The 13,780-nt window shown below is 54.5% G+C and carries 23 protein-coding genes; all 23 read left to right on the forward strand.

Going from position 1 to position 13,780, the window contains the following annotated elements; translation table 11 throughout:
• Positions 1 to 75 precede the first annotated feature (75 nt).
• Entirely contained in the window at positions 76 to 513 is a 438-nt protein-coding gene (locus tag ACQG03_RS04595) for a recombination protein NinB (RefSeq protein WP_032180568.1), read from the forward strand.
• Positions 513 to 683: a NinE family protein gene (locus ACQG03_RS04600; RefSeq protein WP_426726085.1), complete on the forward strand. Its 171-nt coding sequence runs from the start codon at positions 513 to 515 to the stop codon at positions 681 to 683. Before ACQG03_RS04595 ends, ACQG03_RS04600 begins: the two co-directional genes overlap by 1 nt.
• Positions 676 to 966, forward strand: a complete 291-nt coding sequence (locus tag ACQG03_RS04605) for a DUF1364 domain-containing protein (RefSeq protein ID WP_057060250.1) — start codon at positions 676 to 678, stop codon at positions 964 to 966. Before ACQG03_RS04600 ends, ACQG03_RS04605 begins: the two co-directional genes overlap by 8 nt.
• Entirely contained in the window at positions 963 to 1,322 is a 360-nt protein-coding gene (locus ACQG03_RS04610) for a RusA family crossover junction endodeoxyribonuclease (RefSeq protein ID WP_016245440.1), read from the forward strand. The genes ACQG03_RS04605 and ACQG03_RS04610 overlap by 4 nt, the downstream gene beginning before the upstream one ends.
• Positions 1,319 to 1,435, forward strand: coding sequence for a hypothetical protein (locus ACQG03_RS04615; protein ID WP_426726086.1), 117 nt, complete (start codon positions 1,319 to 1,321; stop codon positions 1,433 to 1,435). Before ACQG03_RS04610 ends, ACQG03_RS04615 begins: the two co-directional genes overlap by 4 nt.
• The gene (locus tag ACQG03_RS04620) at positions 1,432 to 2,121 is read left to right on the forward strand and encodes a bacteriophage antitermination protein Q (protein ID WP_426726087.1); all 690 of its coding nucleotides are present in this window, start codon (positions 1,432 to 1,434) and stop codon (positions 2,119 to 2,121) included. Before ACQG03_RS04615 ends, ACQG03_RS04620 begins: the two co-directional genes overlap by 4 nt.
• Before the next feature lie 303 nt (positions 2,122 to 2,424).
• Positions 2,425 to 2,730, forward strand: coding sequence for a phage holin family protein (locus tag ACQG03_RS04625; RefSeq protein WP_129318762.1), 306 nt, complete (start codon positions 2,425 to 2,427; stop codon positions 2,728 to 2,730).
• Positions 2,717 to 3,157, forward strand: a complete 441-nt coding sequence (locus ACQG03_RS04630) for a lysozyme (protein ID WP_426726088.1) — start codon at positions 2,717 to 2,719, stop codon at positions 3,155 to 3,157. The genes ACQG03_RS04625 and ACQG03_RS04630 overlap by 14 nt, the downstream gene beginning before the upstream one ends.
• The gene (locus ACQG03_RS04635; RefSeq protein ID WP_032655989.1) at positions 3,154 to 3,627 is read left to right on the forward strand and encodes a lysis protein; all 474 of its coding nucleotides are present in this window, start codon (positions 3,154 to 3,156) and stop codon (positions 3,625 to 3,627) included. Before ACQG03_RS04630 ends, ACQG03_RS04635 begins: the two co-directional genes overlap by 4 nt.
• 192 nt (positions 3,628 to 3,819) lie before the next feature.
• A complete protein-coding gene (locus ACQG03_RS04640; RefSeq protein ID WP_001472853.1) occupies positions 3,820 to 4,317 on the forward strand; it encodes a KilA-N domain-containing protein in 498 nt (165 codons plus the stop codon).
• Entirely contained in the window at positions 4,314 to 4,571 is a 258-nt protein-coding gene (locus tag ACQG03_RS04645; protein WP_045332614.1) for a hypothetical protein, read from the forward strand. Before ACQG03_RS04640 ends, ACQG03_RS04645 begins: the two co-directional genes overlap by 4 nt.
• Before the next feature lie 57 nt (positions 4,572 to 4,628).
• Positions 4,629 to 5,384 carry a hypothetical protein gene (locus ACQG03_RS04650; RefSeq protein ID WP_114675790.1) on the forward strand — a complete coding sequence of 252 codons (756 nt, stop codon included), beginning with the start codon at positions 4,629 to 4,631 and terminating at the stop codon, positions 5,382 to 5,384.
• Complete coding sequence (locus ACQG03_RS04655) at positions 5,308 to 6,711, forward strand: PBSX family phage terminase large subunit (protein ID WP_039024882.1); 1,404 nt, start codon at positions 5,308 to 5,310, stop codon at positions 6,709 to 6,711. The genes ACQG03_RS04650 and ACQG03_RS04655 overlap by 77 nt, the downstream gene beginning before the upstream one ends.
• On the forward strand, positions 6,711 to 8,177 hold the full coding sequence (locus ACQG03_RS04660) for a DUF1073 domain-containing protein (RefSeq protein ID WP_333014417.1): 1,467 nt from the start codon (positions 6,711 to 6,713) through the stop codon (positions 8,175 to 8,177). The genes ACQG03_RS04655 and ACQG03_RS04660 overlap by 1 nt, the downstream gene beginning before the upstream one ends.
• 16 nt (positions 8,178 to 8,193) lie before the next feature.
• Complete coding sequence (locus tag ACQG03_RS04665; RefSeq protein WP_001435593.1) at positions 8,194 to 8,802, forward strand: phage minor head protein; 609 nt, start codon at positions 8,194 to 8,196, stop codon at positions 8,800 to 8,802.
• 14 nt (positions 8,803 to 8,816) lie between these two features.
• Positions 8,817 to 10,049: a DUF2213 domain-containing protein gene (locus ACQG03_RS04670; RefSeq protein WP_045356287.1), complete on the forward strand. Its 1,233-nt coding sequence runs from the start codon at positions 8,817 to 8,819 to the stop codon at positions 10,047 to 10,049.
• 4 nt (positions 10,050 to 10,053) lie between these two features.
• Positions 10,054 to 10,557 (forward strand): structural cement protein Gp24, encoded by a 504-nt coding sequence (locus ACQG03_RS04675; RefSeq protein ID WP_045356289.1) that lies wholly within the window; start codon positions 10,054 to 10,056, stop codon positions 10,555 to 10,557.
• A gap of 11 nt (positions 10,558 to 10,568) precedes the next feature.
• Positions 10,569 to 11,510 carry a DUF2184 domain-containing protein gene (locus ACQG03_RS04680; RefSeq protein WP_021241729.1) on the forward strand — a complete coding sequence of 314 codons (942 nt, stop codon included), beginning with the start codon at positions 10,569 to 10,571 and terminating at the stop codon, positions 11,508 to 11,510.
• Positions 11,511 to 11,551: 41 nt separating this feature from the next.
• Complete coding sequence (locus ACQG03_RS04685) at positions 11,552 to 11,941, forward strand: STY1053 family phage-associated protein (RefSeq protein WP_006120171.1); 390 nt, start codon at positions 11,552 to 11,554, stop codon at positions 11,939 to 11,941.
• Complete coding sequence (locus tag ACQG03_RS04690; protein WP_001125673.1) at positions 11,907 to 12,314, forward strand: DUF4054 domain-containing protein; 408 nt, start codon at positions 11,907 to 11,909, stop codon at positions 12,312 to 12,314. The genes ACQG03_RS04685 and ACQG03_RS04690 overlap by 35 nt, the downstream gene beginning before the upstream one ends.
• Entirely contained in the window at positions 12,311 to 12,865 is a 555-nt protein-coding gene (locus ACQG03_RS04695) for a hypothetical protein (RefSeq protein ID WP_077064292.1), read from the forward strand. The genes ACQG03_RS04690 and ACQG03_RS04695 overlap by 4 nt, the downstream gene beginning before the upstream one ends.
• Positions 12,852 to 13,241, forward strand: a complete 390-nt coding sequence (locus tag ACQG03_RS04700) for a hypothetical protein (RefSeq protein WP_001142474.1) — start codon at positions 12,852 to 12,854, stop codon at positions 13,239 to 13,241. Before ACQG03_RS04695 ends, ACQG03_RS04700 begins: the two co-directional genes overlap by 14 nt.
• Entirely contained in the window at positions 13,231 to 13,779 is a 549-nt protein-coding gene (locus tag ACQG03_RS04705; RefSeq protein ID WP_423776489.1) for a phage neck terminator protein, read from the forward strand. The genes ACQG03_RS04700 and ACQG03_RS04705 overlap by 11 nt, the downstream gene beginning before the upstream one ends.
• Position 13,780 lies beyond the last annotated feature (1 nt).

The following is a 13,780-nucleotide window of genomic DNA, read 5'->3' on the forward strand; positions in this document are numbered from 1 at the left end:
ACTCCTCACCTTGTCACAGATGCAGAAATGCACCTGCGATTTTCTTCATTCTGCGTTACCTCTCGGAGGTGGCGTATGAAACAGCCTGTTTTCTACCTCCGCGACGAACGCGTTCGCGATAACCTCATCGACTACATCAGGAAGCTGCCCGTTAACGACGCTCTGCCGCTCGTGGTGAAGTTTTCTGAGGCTGACCGCACTCTCGCCCAAAACGACCTCTTCCACGCTCTCTGTGGCGATACAGCGAAGCAATTGCAATGGGCTGGCAAGTCGCGCGACCTCGCTTCATGGAAAGTCCTGTATGTCTCAGGCCATGCCATTGCCACCGGTAAGCCTGGTGAAGTGGTGCCGGGTCTGGAAGGGGAGTTCTGCGCCATCCGGGAAAGCACTGCGAAGATGGGCATCCGTCGCATGACCAGTCTCATCGAATACAGCCAGGCATTTGCTGTGCAAAACGGCGTGCAACTCCGTGAAGTTCGCTACTCAGGTGATTACTTCGGGAGGGTTGCGTAATGGCTAGCCCTCTCGCTCGCGTCATCACAAACGAAATCTTCCGCGTTCCGGTGCGCCGCAAGCGTAAGCCAGCGGTTAAGCCGTCCGACATCCCGACCATGAAAGACTACACCGCCCGCCTGGTGGACCAGAAATGGCTGCGTCTCGCGGCACGGAGGACGCATGGCTAATTTGTGCAAAGCAGCACGCGGCCGAGAATGTCAGGTGCGGATCCCCGGCGTATGCAACGGCAATCCTGAAACCTCAGTGCTGGCTCACATTCGTCTTGCTGGTCTCTGCGGGACCGGAATCAAGCCGCCTGACCTGATCGCCACCATCGCATGCAGCAGTTGCCACGACGAGATTGATCGCCGAACCCGTCTGGTCGATGCGGAATATGCAAAGGAGTGCGCGCTGGAAGGCATGGCTCGCACGCAGGTCATCTGGCTTAAAGAGGGGCTCGTGAAAATATGAATATTTTCGATATCACGCCAGTCAGCAAACCCCGCATGACTCAACGGGACCGGTGGGTAAAACGTCCGGCAACAGCGGCATATTGGGCTTTTAAAGCCGAAGTACGCCAGCTCGGGATCTGTCTGCCTGAGTCCGGTTATCACGTCACCTTCATCATTCCCATGCCAAAAAGCTGGAGCCAGAAGAAGCGCGCGCAACTGAACGGTCAGGCTCATCAGCAGAAACCGGATAAAGACAACCTGGAAAAGGCGCTACTCGATGCCATTTTCGACGACGACAGCCGCGTCTGGGATGGCCGGGTTACAAAACTTTGGGGAGAGAAGGGTCAGATCATTATTGGGGAGTGCGCGCCGTGACCAGAGACGAGATAACCCGATACCAGGCCGAAAGCGTTAAGCGCGCCAGCCTGCCGCCAATAGCAAAGCACAGCCAGACCAAAACCAACCAGCCACAGAAGGAAGCCGCATGAACAGTCAGCAACTGGAATACGTACGTCAGCAGCTCATTGTGGCGACCGCAGACCTCAGCGGTGCGACGAAAGGGCAGCTTGTAGCTTTCGCCGAGAATGCGCAATTCACCGCGACGGCGCGCAGCCGGGGCCGGAAGAAAATCACCGACCCGGTCACCGGCCGTAAAGTTAACCCTGACGGCCCGGCGATGAGCGGGAGCCAGTCCCGCGCAAAGGGCTCATCCATCGCACTGGTGGGGCCGGTTGAGTTCGTGACCGCATCCTGGCGCCGCGCCGTCCTGTCGCTGGAAGACCACCAGAAGGCATGGCTGCTGTGGAACTACAGCGAGAATATCCGCTTCGAATACCAGGTGGCGATCACCCACTGGGCGTGGGCAGAGTTCCGGGAACAGCTCGGCGCGAAGAAAGTGGCAGGCAAGACGATGGAGCGCCTTAAGAAACTGATATGGCTGGCCGCCCAGGATGTCAAATCGGAGCTGACGGGGCGGGAGACGTACGAATATCAGGCGCTGGCGTCTCTGGTTGGCGTAACACCAAAGAACTGGTCAGAGACGTTTACGGACCGCTGGGTTGAGATGCGTCGCATCTTCCTGCGCCTGGACAGTGGAGCTTTGTTGCAGGTTACGCGATCACGTTCACAACAAAAGGCGACAAATTTCGACAGAAGTCTTGCAAAACTGGATTGAAACGCATATATTTCATGTAAATCTGATATCGTCGCCATAGCTTCGCAGGTCGACAAAGAATTAAGAGCCTCGCCATTGTGCGGGGCTTTTTTATTTGCGGCACGCCGCACACAGAACCCACTACCTGGGACCCTTCGGCCATAGAGCCGACATTGCCTTACCCTCATCTTCCTGGCTTGTCGCCAGGTTTTTTATTCAGGCCGCAGACAATCAATTCCAGATGCCCAGTAGCTATCGTGTCTGACGGCAATTCCTACTACACAAACAGCACCCCGTTCTTTCGGAGGTGATATGGCTAAACGTATGCAAGATAAAGAAAGCATTGCCGGAGTGTCATGGCTGATTGTCCTTGCTCTGTCATGCTGGGGCGGCCTGGTCCGATACCTTATTGACGTGAAGCAGAACAAAGCCGCCTGGAGCTGGGTCAATGCGCTGGCGCAAATTGCAGTGTCCGGCTTTACCGGTCTTATTGGTGGCTTAATCAGCGTTGAAAGCGGGCTTAGCCTTTACATGATCCTGGTTACTTCTGGTATCAGCGGGGCGATGGGGTCCGTGGCACTGACGTACTTCTGGGAACGACTGACGGGGATGAAGAATGCAAACCAGTGAAAAAGGCATTGCCCTGATCAAGCAGTTCGAAGGCTGCAAACTCACCGCCTACCAGGACAGCGTCGGAGTGTGGACGATTGGATATGGCTGGACTCAGCCCGTCGACGGGAAACCAATCCGCGCAGGGATGACGATTAAGCAGGAAACAGCAGAGCGTCTGCTGAAGACCGGACTGGTCAGCTATGAAAGCGATGTGTCACGCCTGGTTAAAGTTGGTCTGACTCAGTGGCAATTCGACGCCCTGGTATCGTTCACATATAACCTCGGAGCCCGGTCACTGTCGACATCGACCCTGCTGCGAAAACTCAACGCCGGTGATTACGCTGGCGCTGCCGATGAGTTCCTGCGCTGGAATAAAGCTGGCGGCAAGGTCCTGAATGGGCTGACCCGTCGTCGGGAGGCAGAGCGGGATCTGTTCCTGTCATGATTGGCGATATGGTCAAACGTTACTGGTTGCAGCTGCTGGTGGTGGCGTTAATCGGCGTGCTGGCGTTCTTCGTAAACCGGTACCGCGACAACGCCATCACCTACAAAGACCAGCGCGACAAAGCCACCAAGAGTCTCCGCCTGGCGAACGCCACCATCAAAGACATGCAGGTGCGTCAGCGCGATGTTGCTGCGCTGGATGCCAAATACACGAAGGAATTGTCCGATGCGAAAAAAACCATTAACGATTTGCGTCGGGATGTCGATTCTGGCGCTAAACGGCTGCGCATCGCCGCAACCTGCCCTGGAGTGCCAAAAGCCACCTCCTCCACCGGCGTGGATGATGCAGGAGCCCCCGAACTTACTCCAGACGCTCGACGGAATTATTTCGATCACCGGGACGGAATCGCAACCGCTGACAAGATGATTCGCGGCATGCAGGACTACATCAAAGAGCAGTGTCTTAAATGATTCGTTACCCAAATAACAGAGCCTGACTTCGGTCGGGCTTTTTTATGTCCGCAGTAAACCGCGCATTCTCGTGCGCATATCAACCAAGAGCCTTTCGGGGTAGAGCTTGAGATAGGGCAGTGGTAACGCTGACCGCTCTTGGGCTGCCCGTATCTACGAGAACAGGCTCAACCACCAAAAGGTATCAGCGAAATGAAATCATTAACCCTCTTCAATCAACCAATCCGTGTCGGGGAAGACGGCATGATCTGCCTCACCGATATGTGGAAAGCCAGTGGCAAAAGTGATGCTGAGTCGCCTTACCACTATCTGCGAAACAAGCAGACAAAAGAGTTCCTGGCCGAGCTGGAGAAAAACCACGAATCTGTGGTTTTCACTGAGCGCGGTGTACACGGTGGAACATATGGCGGGAAGTTTGTTGCTTACGATTATGCGGCTTGGTTAAACCCCGGGTTCAAGTACGCGGCCTATAAAGTCCTCGATGACTACTTCACTGGAGAACTTCAGCATCGCAACAGCTTAAGTGCGCAGCTCAACATGAAGTGCCATGAGTTTGACCAGAAAAAGGACATGGCGAGCTTCTGCGGACAAGGACTCGCAGCATGGCGTTATACGAAGCCTGTATTGGTCGCTGAGATTAACACCCTTGCTAACCAGCTGCAGATTACGATCCCAGGGCTTCAAGGATGAATAATCGCGTCATCGAATGCGCCTCCAGAGCGGGGCGAGACTTCTCTGAGTTCATGAAAGGCGAGAAGGGCATGATGGAAGTGCTGGCCTCGGTTGATCAGTTTGGCGAGCAACTCCGTCTCAACGGCTGCGTCAATCATCACTTTGTCAGTTACATGATGAGGAACTCGATCATGCAGGCATTCATGGACATGGCAAACGCCGAGAAGAAAGAAGAGCGCCGCCGTAAAAGAGCGGAAGCAAAAACGAAGTAGCCATTACAGAAGCTCTTCACTGAGGGGCTTCGATAATGTCATTAAGAGGAAATATTCATGGCAAAGCCGGACTGGGGCGAGCTTCAGCAACGGTTCCTGTCCGAACATGCCAAAACCGGCATTTCCCCCAAAGAATGGTGCGAAGCGCAGGGACTGAATTACTCGACTGCAAAGCGCTATATCAAAATTGCGAATGGTAGTGCGAATTCGCAAAAGAAAAGTGCGAATAAAACTGCGAATTCGCAAAAGGAGAAAGTGGCAAAGAGTAAGCCACCAGCGGGCTTAGTGGATAACTGCGAAGTCGCAAAACCATCAAACTCACCAGAAACGAAACGCGCTCATTATAATTCCAGACCCGGAAATCAGAACGCATTGAAGCATGGTGGCTATGGACGCCGAATGCTTCTATCTGATGCCATTACCGAGGATGCTCAGGCGCTCACTCTTGATGATGAGCTTTTCTGGTTGCGTGCGGCGAACCTTACCGCTGCTGAAAATATTGGCCGCTGGCAGACTGAGCTTGAAATAGCTGATGGCGATACCGCCAATAATCTTCACGAGCTAATTTCATCTGCGCAAAAAGCCATGCACCGTAACACGGCCCGCATTGAGTCGCTGGAATTCACAAAGGCATCTATAGAGCATCGGCTCGCCTCCACTGACAAAGTGTCTCTGGAAGCGGATCGCCTTCGTCGTGATGCTGGCGTTGATGACGGTAATGGAGATCGTGACCTTAATGACTTCTACTCTGACATCCAAACCGACCCTGAATCCGGCTCTAAGGAACTTCTGGACGACACAGGCTCGAAATAAAGTACTTTTTGGTGGGCGCTCATCGTCAAAGTCATGGGATGCTGCTGGGTTTGCTGTCTTTCTGGCAAATAAATACAACCTGCGTTTCTGTTGCGCACGTCAAATTCAGAACAAAATCGAAGAGTCGGTTTATACCCTGCTCAAAATACAGATTGAACGGTTTGGGCTGCGGCATCGCTTCCGAATTCTGAATAATAAAATTATCAACCGGGTCACTGGCTCAGAATTCGTGTTTTACGGTTTATGGCGCAATATCGAAGAAATTAAATCCCTGGAAGGTATCAGCGTTTTGTGGCTTGAAGAAGCCCATGCACTAACGGAATACCAGTGGAAGATACTGGAACCAACCATTCGTAAAAGCGGATCTGAATGCTGGTTTATTTTTAACCCTGGTCTGGTGACTGACTTTGTATGGCGTAATTTCGTTGTTGATCCACCAGAAGATACGTTGGTGCGAAAAATCAATTACGACGAAAACCCATTCCTCTCAGACACCATGCTTAAGGTTATCTCGGCTGCAAAGCGTCGTGATCCGGAGGGGTTTGACCACGTTTATATGGGGGTTCCCGAATCTGATGATGACGCGGCAATTATTAAACTTTCGTGGATTGAGGCTGCAATAGATGCCCATAAGGTGCTTGGTTTTGAGCCAAACGGACGAAAGCGAATAGGCTTCGACGTTGCCGATAGCGGTGCGGATAAGTGCTCCAATGTTTATCGTCATGGCTCCGTTGTGTATTGGGCTGATGAATGGAAGGCAAAAGAAGACGAGCTTCTTAAAAGCTGCCAGCGGGCATATCAGGCAGCCACAGAGAGAAGTGCTGATATCGTTTATGACTCCATTGGTGTTGGCGCTTCTGCTGGTGCTAAATTCTCGGAAATTAACGAAGACAGACGACGTGAAAATCCTTATTCACGACCAGTTAATTATCAACGCTTCAATGCTGGCGCTGGTGTGAACGAGCCAGATTCTGAATATAACGGCATTCCGAATAAAGACTTCTTTGCCAATCTGAAAGCCCAGGCATGGTGGCTGGTAGCTGATCGCTTTCGTAATACGTTCAACGCGGTGAAAAATGGAGAGGAATATCCTGTTGATGAGTTGATAAGTATCGATTCATCGTGCCCGCACCTGGAGAAACTAAAGCTTGAGCTGACGACCCCGCACCGAGACTTTGATCGTAACGGTAGGGTTATGGTTGAAAGCAAGAAAGATTTGGCTAAGCGCGATATCCCCTCACCTAACATTGCCGACGCTTTCATAATGGCGTTCGCGCCGACCGATACAACAATGGATATTTGGGAATTGCTCGGGAGGCAAGCCTGATGGCACGAAACAAGCAAGCCTCTCAGCGAACGGCGCAGGCCACCGCTGATGGCTACGAGAACTTTGTCGCCCGCGTGGGGATGCAGACGCCTAACCAGCATTCATCATCGACCTACCGGGCGAACTTCACCAGCCGCAACCGCATGCTGGTGGAATGGTCATATCGCGGATCGTGGGTTATCGGCGAAGCGGTCGACGCTATCCCGGACGATATGACCCGCAAGGGCATTCGCATCACTTCGGAGATTGACGCGAAAGACCGTGGCACCCTGGAAGCGCAGCTGGATGAGTTACAGATCTGGGATGCGCTGAACGACGTGCTGAAATGGTCGCGTCTCTACGGCGGCGCGGTTGGCTTCATCATGATTGAGGGGCAGGCACCAATGACCCCGCTGCGGCTCGAAACCATTGGCGAGGGCAAGTTTAAGGGCATTCTCCCGCTTGACCGCTGGATGATTAACCCGGTCCTGACCCGGCGCATTAAAGAGATGGGGCCAGATCTCGGTAAGCCTGAGTTTTACGACGTGGTGACCACCGCAACAGGAATTCCATCCTGGCGCATCCATCACAGTCGCCTGATCCGCTTCGACGGGGTGACGCTGCCATTCCAGCAGAAGATGACCGAGAACGAATGGGGAATGTCGGTGGTAGAGCGTATCTGGGATCGGCTTACTGCGTTCGACAGCGCCACTGTCGGCGCGGCGCAACTGGTCTACAAAGCGCATCTGCGTACCTACAGTGTGGAGAAGCTGCGCGAGCTTATCGCGCTTGGTGGCCCCGCGTTCGAAGCGCTGCTGAAGAACATCGACCTGATCCGCCAGTTCCAGAGTAATGAAGGCATGACGCTCATGGACTCGCGAGATAAGTTCGAAACCCATCAGTACAGCTTCAGCGGTCTGGATGACATTCTTTCGCAGTTCGCTGAGCAGATCAGCGGTGCCGTTGGTATCCCGCTGGTGCGCCTGTTCGGGCAGTCCCCGAAAGGCTTCTCTACTGGTGACGCAGACCTCGCCAACTATTACGACCGGGTGAGCTCATTGCAGGAGCGCCGCTTACGGCTGCCGATGCGCCGGATACTGGACATTATGCACCGCTCGGAACTCGGTAAGCCGCTGCCGGACGATTTCACGTTTGAGTTTAACCCGCTATGGCAAATGTCTGACGTTGACCGCTCAACGGTGGCCGTAAACACCACAAACGCGATCAGCACCGCGCTGAGCGACGGATTAATGACGCGTAAGGCGGCGATGACCGACCTGCGCGAAAACTCTGACGTCACTGGCATCGGGGCATCCATTACCGACGAGGATATCGAGAATGCCGAAGACGAAGCGCCGCCAGGCATCGGCGAACTTGGCAACAAACCGCCAGAGTCGCCAGGCGGAGATCCGATATCGAACGAGCCTACGGCAGATAGCGCGGGCGGTCGGGGATATCGTAAATGGGCGCTACGATGGTTCAAATGATAGCGTCACCGAGATAATGGATGCGCTGGAGCGCTACAGCGAAATCATCACCCCTTGGGCGACGAAGGTTGCTGAGAACTTCACCGCAGACATTGCGCGCCAGAATGAAAAGCAGTGGCGTCAGCACAGCCGGAACATCAGCGCAGAGCTGCGCAACATGGTTGACCGCGCCCCGGTAGGCCAGGTGATGAAATCCATCGTTGCCGAGCAGATTAAGTACATCAAATCGCTACCTCTTGAGGCCGCCGATCGGGTGTATGACATTCAGAACAAAGCCATCGAGGCCGTTGTGACTGGTGGCCGCGCTGAGCCATTCGCGAAAGAGATAGCAGCGTCCGGTGACGTGTCACGCTCACGAGCGAACCTTATCGCCCGTACCGAGCTTGGACGTGCAACCGGCGCGCTCGATCAGGCGCGTGCGCTGTCAATTGGTTCGAATGGTTATATCTGGCGTACAGCCGAAGATGGCGACGTCCGGCACTCTCATCGTGAGATGGAGGGCAAGTTTGTCGAATGGGGCCGACCTCCAACGCTTGACGGCATGACCGGTCATGCTGGTGAGCTCCCGAACTGCCGCTGTTACAAAGAGATCGTCTTCCCCAACCCTCATTCTTATCTCGCCTGAATCGCAGGTAAACCATGAAATATTTTTTCAATACCCGGCTGGGGGAAACCCGCTATCAGCTGGCTGACGGCTCTCTGTTGTGCAAAGACGTGCCGATAGGTCGAACGGGTAAGCAGCTTTACGGCGCTGCCGATCTGCCAAACCTCAAACCCGACAAGCTCGGCGAGATAGTCGTAACGCGCTCTCCTGATCAGGTATTCCATCCGGCCACGCTCGCCTCATTCGAAGGGATGAGCATCACGATCCTGCATCCTGAAGATGAAAACGGGAATGTGCGGCTGGTCAACCCCGAGAACTGGAAAGAGCTTGCGGTCGGGCATCTTCAGAACGTTCGGCGCGGGACTGGTGATCAGTCTGATTTGATGCTGGCTGACCTTATCGTCAAAGACGAAAGCGCCATTCAGCTGATCGAAGATGGTCTGCGCGAAGTGTCGTGCGGCTATGACGCTGAGTACGAGCAGACCGAACCCGGAAAAGCCGAGCAGGTCGATATTACCGGAAACCATGTGGCTCTTGTCCCTAAAGGCAGAGCCGGAAATCGTTGTGCAATTGGAGACAGAGACACAATGGCAAATCAAAAGAAAAGCTGGTGGACCCGCATGCGCACGGCCATCAAAACGGGTGATGCTGACACCATGAACGAACTGCTGGACTCTGCGCCAGCGGCGGTAACGGGCGATGAAGGGGATCTGCCGAGCGGCGTTAACCTCAACATTAACCTTTCACCGCAGCAACCATTGCCGGACCAAAAGCCGGAAATGGGCGGAGAGCCAACCGGCGACGGCGAGGATGATATCAAAACCTTGCTCAAAGCCCTGCTGGCTAAGCTGGAAGGAAATGCGACGGGCGATAACGACAATAAGCCTGACGAAAAAGACAAAAAAGATCCGACCGGCGACGGCGAGGACGACGAAGAGGAAACCACAATCACCGGTGATTCTGCTTATCGTGCCGAAGTTATCGTTCCGGGTATCGATCTGAGCCGTAAGGTGAAACCTACCGAGTTCAAACGTGATGTGCTGGCTGCCGCTGACAAAACACTGGTTCGCCAGGTTGTCGGTGATGCGGATATCCGCAAATTGCCCAAGCAATCGGTAGATATGGCGTTTAACGCCGTGTCAGAGATTGCCAAAGGGCGAAACACCCGCACCACCACGGGCGATGCACAACGCCAAAATATGGGCATGACCAGCATCGCTTCCCTGAACAAACAAAACGCCGACTTCTGGTCTAACCGCAAAGGATAATCCAATGACTGCATATCTGTACCGGATGCCTGTTGGCATTGCCGGGGCTATCTCTCGCCCGCAGGACTTAACCGTCGAACCGGTGATCCTTAAATCCGCTAACGCCTTCACTGCCTATGGTCTGGCTGGCAAATACGACGCTGATGGCTTTTTTGTGCCGCTGGCGGACGGTGACACCGCCGACAAGGTAAAGGGTATCTACGTCCGTCCGTATCCGACCACATCGCAGCCAGACATGGTTCGTCAGGTGGGTACTGATAAGAATTTCCCAGGCGACGCCATGAAGCGTGGCTACATGACCGTTAACCTCGGATCTGGCTTCGATGCCAGCACCATCAAAAAAGGCGATCCTGTCTACGTGGTCGTTTCGCTCGATTCAACCATTGACGTGCCGCTGGGCGGCTTCATGTCCACGTCCGTTGATGGCAAAACTGTGGCATTGACTAATGCCGAATTCACAGGGGCCGGTGACGCTAACGGCAATGCAGAAATCTCCTGGAAGATTTAAGGAACAGACGAATGATTACTTTTGATCAGGCAACCGTTGATAGCTCTGGTGCCTTTCTCATCGGGGAGCTGGAGCGACTCGACCAGACGCTAAACCTGCCGCTGGTGGGTTACACCTGGACCCGCGATATTCAGCTGCGTGAAGACGTTTCTATCGCAGATGACATTTCCAGCTGGACTAACACCAGCTTTGGCGCTGCGGGTACTGGCGCAAATCCGAACGGTAAAAACTGGGTAGGCAAAGACTCCACTGCTATTGCTGGCGTTAACGTTGATATCGGCAAAGACGGCAATCCGCTGAACCTCTGGGGCATGGAACTGGGCTGGACCGTTGTAGAGCTGGCAGCAGCTCAGCAGGTAGGTCGCCCGATTGATACCCAGAAGTACGACGGGATGCAGCTCAAATGGCAGATGGACAACGACGAGCAGGTTTACATCGGCGATGATGCGCTCGGCCTGAAAGGGCTGGCAAACCTTGTCGGTGTGACGCTGAACAATGCGCCGAAGACCTGGGCGAACTCCACCAACGACGAGATCCTCGATAGCGTGAACAGCATTCTGTCGAATGCCTGGGCCGCTTCCGGTTACTCCGTCGTGCCTTCTGATCTGCGCATTCCGCCAGAGCAGTATTCATTGCTGGCGAGCCGTAAGGTTTCCGAAGCGGGTAACCAGTCACTGCTGACCTATCTGGCCGTGAACACTATCGCTTTCCACCAGAACGGCGTTCCGCTGGAAATTAAAGCGGTCAAATGGCTGAAAGGGCGCGGGGTTGGCGGTAAAGACCGTATGGTAGCCTACACCAACGACAAGAAATACGTGCGCTATCCGCTGGTGCCGTTGCAGAGCGTTCCTATCCAGTATCGCGGTCTGTACCAGATTGCGACCTACTACGGCAAGCTCGGTGCGGTTGAGCCAGTGTACAAAGAAACCCTGTCCTACGTGGACGGTATCTGATAACCAGAACGGCCCCGAAAGGGGCCAGAAGGAAACTGAAAATGGCGAAAGAAAAGCTGGTTACCATCCATGTTCACACCCCGTTTACGCTGACGCTCGGCGATCAGTCAAAACAGGAATTTGGCCGGGGACGGCATAACGTACCGGAAGAGGTCGCGTCTCACTGGTTCACCCAGGCGCACTCTGAGCTTTCCGAAAGCGTGATTAGCGACACCGATGATCTGCAACCCATTATCGACAGCCTGCAAGCGCAGATTGCCGACAAAGATAAGCAGATTGTCGATAAAGATCAGCTGATTGCCGATCTGAAAGAAGCGCTGCTCAAGCTGCAAGAGCAGAACGACAGCCTGCAAGCGCAGATTGCTGCCGCCCAGACTGGCGGTAATGGGGCGAAAGATGCCAAAGAATCAAAGCCTGCCAACAGTAAGTGATTTTCGGCGCGACTTCCCGCAGTTTGCTGACCCGGCAAAATATCCCGACGTCCAAATCGAGTTCCGTCTGAATCTGGCCGATGAACTGCTGAGCGAAAACGTCACCGGCAAAAAGCTGTTTCCGTACTTTGCCGAGTTGTTCGTTGCGCACTACATGACGCTATGGGCGGCAGATAGCCGGGCAATGCTGGTTGGCGGCCCGGGCGGTTCAACCAATGGTGTGCAGTCCTCCAAGTCCGTTGACAAGGTAAGCGTCAGCTATGACACCAGCGCGACGCTAAACCCTGACGCAGGCTTCTGGAATAACACCCGATATGGCGCTGAATTTTATCAGCTGATCACGATGTTCGGTGCGGGCGGTCGCCAGCTATGAGTTTCAAAAGCGGTGTAACAACGAGGGTGGATAACGCTCAGGCCATTCTGGATGCGCTCAGGTCGCTAACCAAAAAGGATGTGCTGGTCGGCATCCCTTCGGAAGACAGTGAGCGCGAGGATGTTCCGTTTGGTAATGCCGGGATCGGTTACGTCAACGAATACGGCTCACCGGCGCAAAACATCCCCCCGCGCCCGCACCTGATCCCCGGCGTTAAATCGGTAGAGGAACAGACAGTGCCGCAGCTAAAAGCAGCGGCGCAGGCTGCGCTTGATGGTAATGCGGCGGGTGCGGAAAGAGCGCTCAACCGCGCCGGAACGCTGGCCGCTAATGGCGTCAGGCGTTACATGACTATTACCGGCTTTACACCGCTTGCTGATAGCACCGTTGAAGCTCGCGCGCGTCGAGGGCGTAAAGGGGCGAAAGCGGAGCTTGCCCGACGCGCTGCTGGCGAGTCCCCCGGAACCGATCTGGTGAAACCGCTAATCGACACCGGGCAATATCGCAGAGCCATTACCCATGTTGTGAGGGATAAAGATGCCGACTCTTGATGTAACAGACGTGCTTTTTGACCCCGACTTTTGCGACTTCAACCTGTGGGTAACGCGTCGTGCGCAAACGGTGGACGAGGACGGGATCGGTAGCGACAGCGAAGTTAAAACGCAGTTTGCCGGGGTTGTTACCGTTGACCGCTCTCTGGAAAACCGCCGCATGCAGGCCGGGCAGGTTATCAGCGGCGCGATTCTTATCGTGACAACTGAGCGGCTGACACAGGGGCAGACTGGCCGTGATGCCGATATCGTGACGTATCAGAACCGTGATTATCGTGTGACGTTCGTCGACCCGTATACCGCTTACGGTGCTGGCTTCGTCCAGGCGCATTGCGAACTGTTGCCGTTTGATGGGGGTACTCCCGTTGAGCAATAACACCAGCACAGAGCGCGGCTGGCTGACACCCACCAGCGGCGATCCGGATTATGACGAAGCGCTAGACAGGCTGTTAAGCCAGTGGATGCGCAATGTTTCCGGCTTGCCTTCGGGGATGGTTCGCCCGCGCTGGCAGAAAGATCAGCCGCCACTGCTACCCGTTGAAACGAACTGGTGCGCGTTCGGCGTTACCGGATGGCCCATTGATAACAGTCCTGCATTCACCAGGCAGACCGATGAGGGCGCTCAGCTCTGGCGGCATGAAACGTTTGAGTGCATGGCGTCGTTCTATGGCCCGGCTGGTATGTCTTATGCGTCCCGTTTTCGCGATGGCATATCTGTGCCGCAAAATAATGCTGAACTGAATGCGCTTGGTTTGTCCCTGGGAGACTACACCGGTCTGACCCCTTTCCCCGAACTTATCAACCAGCAATGGGTTCGCCGCTACGACATGACGGTGCGCCTGCGCCGGAAGGTTGTGCGCGAGTACGGCATTAAATCGCTGGTGGAAGCGCCAGTCACCTTTTTTGGAGAATAAA

Source organism: Enterobacter cloacae complex sp. 342H5, from assembly GCF_050030905.1.
Lineage (GTDB): Bacteria > Pseudomonadota > Gammaproteobacteria > Enterobacterales > Enterobacteriaceae > Enterobacter > Enterobacter intestinihominis.

Excerpts from the sequence above, each read along its gene's own strand:
- ACQG03_RS04595 (WP_032180568.1), top strand. The coding sequence starts at position 76 with ATGAAACAGCCTGTTTTCTACCTCCGCGACGAACGCGTTCGCGATAAC.
- ACQG03_RS04600 (WP_426726085.1), top strand. The coding sequence starts at position 513 with ATGGCTAGCCCTCTCGCTCGCGTCATCACAAACGAAATCTTCCGCGTT.
- ACQG03_RS04605 (WP_057060250.1), top strand. The coding sequence starts at position 676 with ATGGCTAATTTGTGCAAAGCAGCACGCGGCCGAGAATGTCAGGTGCGG.
- ACQG03_RS04610 (WP_016245440.1), top strand. The coding sequence starts at position 963 with ATGAATATTTTCGATATCACGCCAGTCAGCAAACCCCGCATGACTCAA.
- ACQG03_RS04620 (WP_426726087.1), top strand. The coding sequence starts at position 1,432 with ATGAACAGTCAGCAACTGGAATACGTACGTCAGCAGCTCATTGTGGCG.
- ACQG03_RS04625 (WP_129318762.1), top strand. The coding sequence starts at position 2,425 with ATGCAAGATAAAGAAAGCATTGCCGGAGTGTCATGGCTGATTGTCCTT.
- ACQG03_RS04630 (WP_426726088.1), top strand. The coding sequence starts at position 2,717 with ATGCAAACCAGTGAAAAAGGCATTGCCCTGATCAAGCAGTTCGAAGGC.
- ACQG03_RS04635 (WP_032655989.1), top strand. The coding sequence starts at position 3,154 with ATGATTGGCGATATGGTCAAACGTTACTGGTTGCAGCTGCTGGTGGTG.
- ACQG03_RS04640 (WP_001472853.1), top strand. The coding sequence starts at position 3,820 with ATGAAATCATTAACCCTCTTCAATCAACCAATCCGTGTCGGGGAAGAC.
- ACQG03_RS04645 (WP_045332614.1), top strand. The coding sequence starts at position 4,314 with ATGAATAATCGCGTCATCGAATGCGCCTCCAGAGCGGGGCGAGACTTC.
- ACQG03_RS04650 (WP_114675790.1), top strand. The coding sequence starts at position 4,629 with ATGGCAAAGCCGGACTGGGGCGAGCTTCAGCAACGGTTCCTGTCCGAA.
- ACQG03_RS04655 (WP_039024882.1), top strand. The coding sequence starts at position 5,308 with ATGACTTCTACTCTGACATCCAAACCGACCCTGAATCCGGCTCTAAGG.
- ACQG03_RS04660 (WP_333014417.1), top strand. The coding sequence starts at position 6,711 with ATGGCACGAAACAAGCAAGCCTCTCAGCGAACGGCGCAGGCCACCGCT.
- ACQG03_RS04665 (WP_001435593.1), top strand. The coding sequence starts at position 8,194 with ATGGATGCGCTGGAGCGCTACAGCGAAATCATCACCCCTTGGGCGACG.
- ACQG03_RS04670 (WP_045356287.1), top strand. The coding sequence starts at position 8,817 with ATGAAATATTTTTTCAATACCCGGCTGGGGGAAACCCGCTATCAGCTG.
- ACQG03_RS04675 (WP_045356289.1), top strand. The coding sequence starts at position 10,054 with ATGACTGCATATCTGTACCGGATGCCTGTTGGCATTGCCGGGGCTATC.
- ACQG03_RS04680 (WP_021241729.1), top strand. The coding sequence starts at position 10,569 with ATGATTACTTTTGATCAGGCAACCGTTGATAGCTCTGGTGCCTTTCTC.
- ACQG03_RS04685 (WP_006120171.1), top strand. The coding sequence starts at position 11,552 with ATGGCGAAAGAAAAGCTGGTTACCATCCATGTTCACACCCCGTTTACG.
- ACQG03_RS04690 (WP_001125673.1), top strand. The coding sequence starts at position 11,907 with ATGCCAAAGAATCAAAGCCTGCCAACAGTAAGTGATTTTCGGCGCGAC.
- ACQG03_RS04695 (WP_077064292.1), top strand. The coding sequence starts at position 12,311 with ATGAGTTTCAAAAGCGGTGTAACAACGAGGGTGGATAACGCTCAGGCC.
- ACQG03_RS04700 (WP_001142474.1), top strand. The coding sequence starts at position 12,852 with ATGCCGACTCTTGATGTAACAGACGTGCTTTTTGACCCCGACTTTTGC.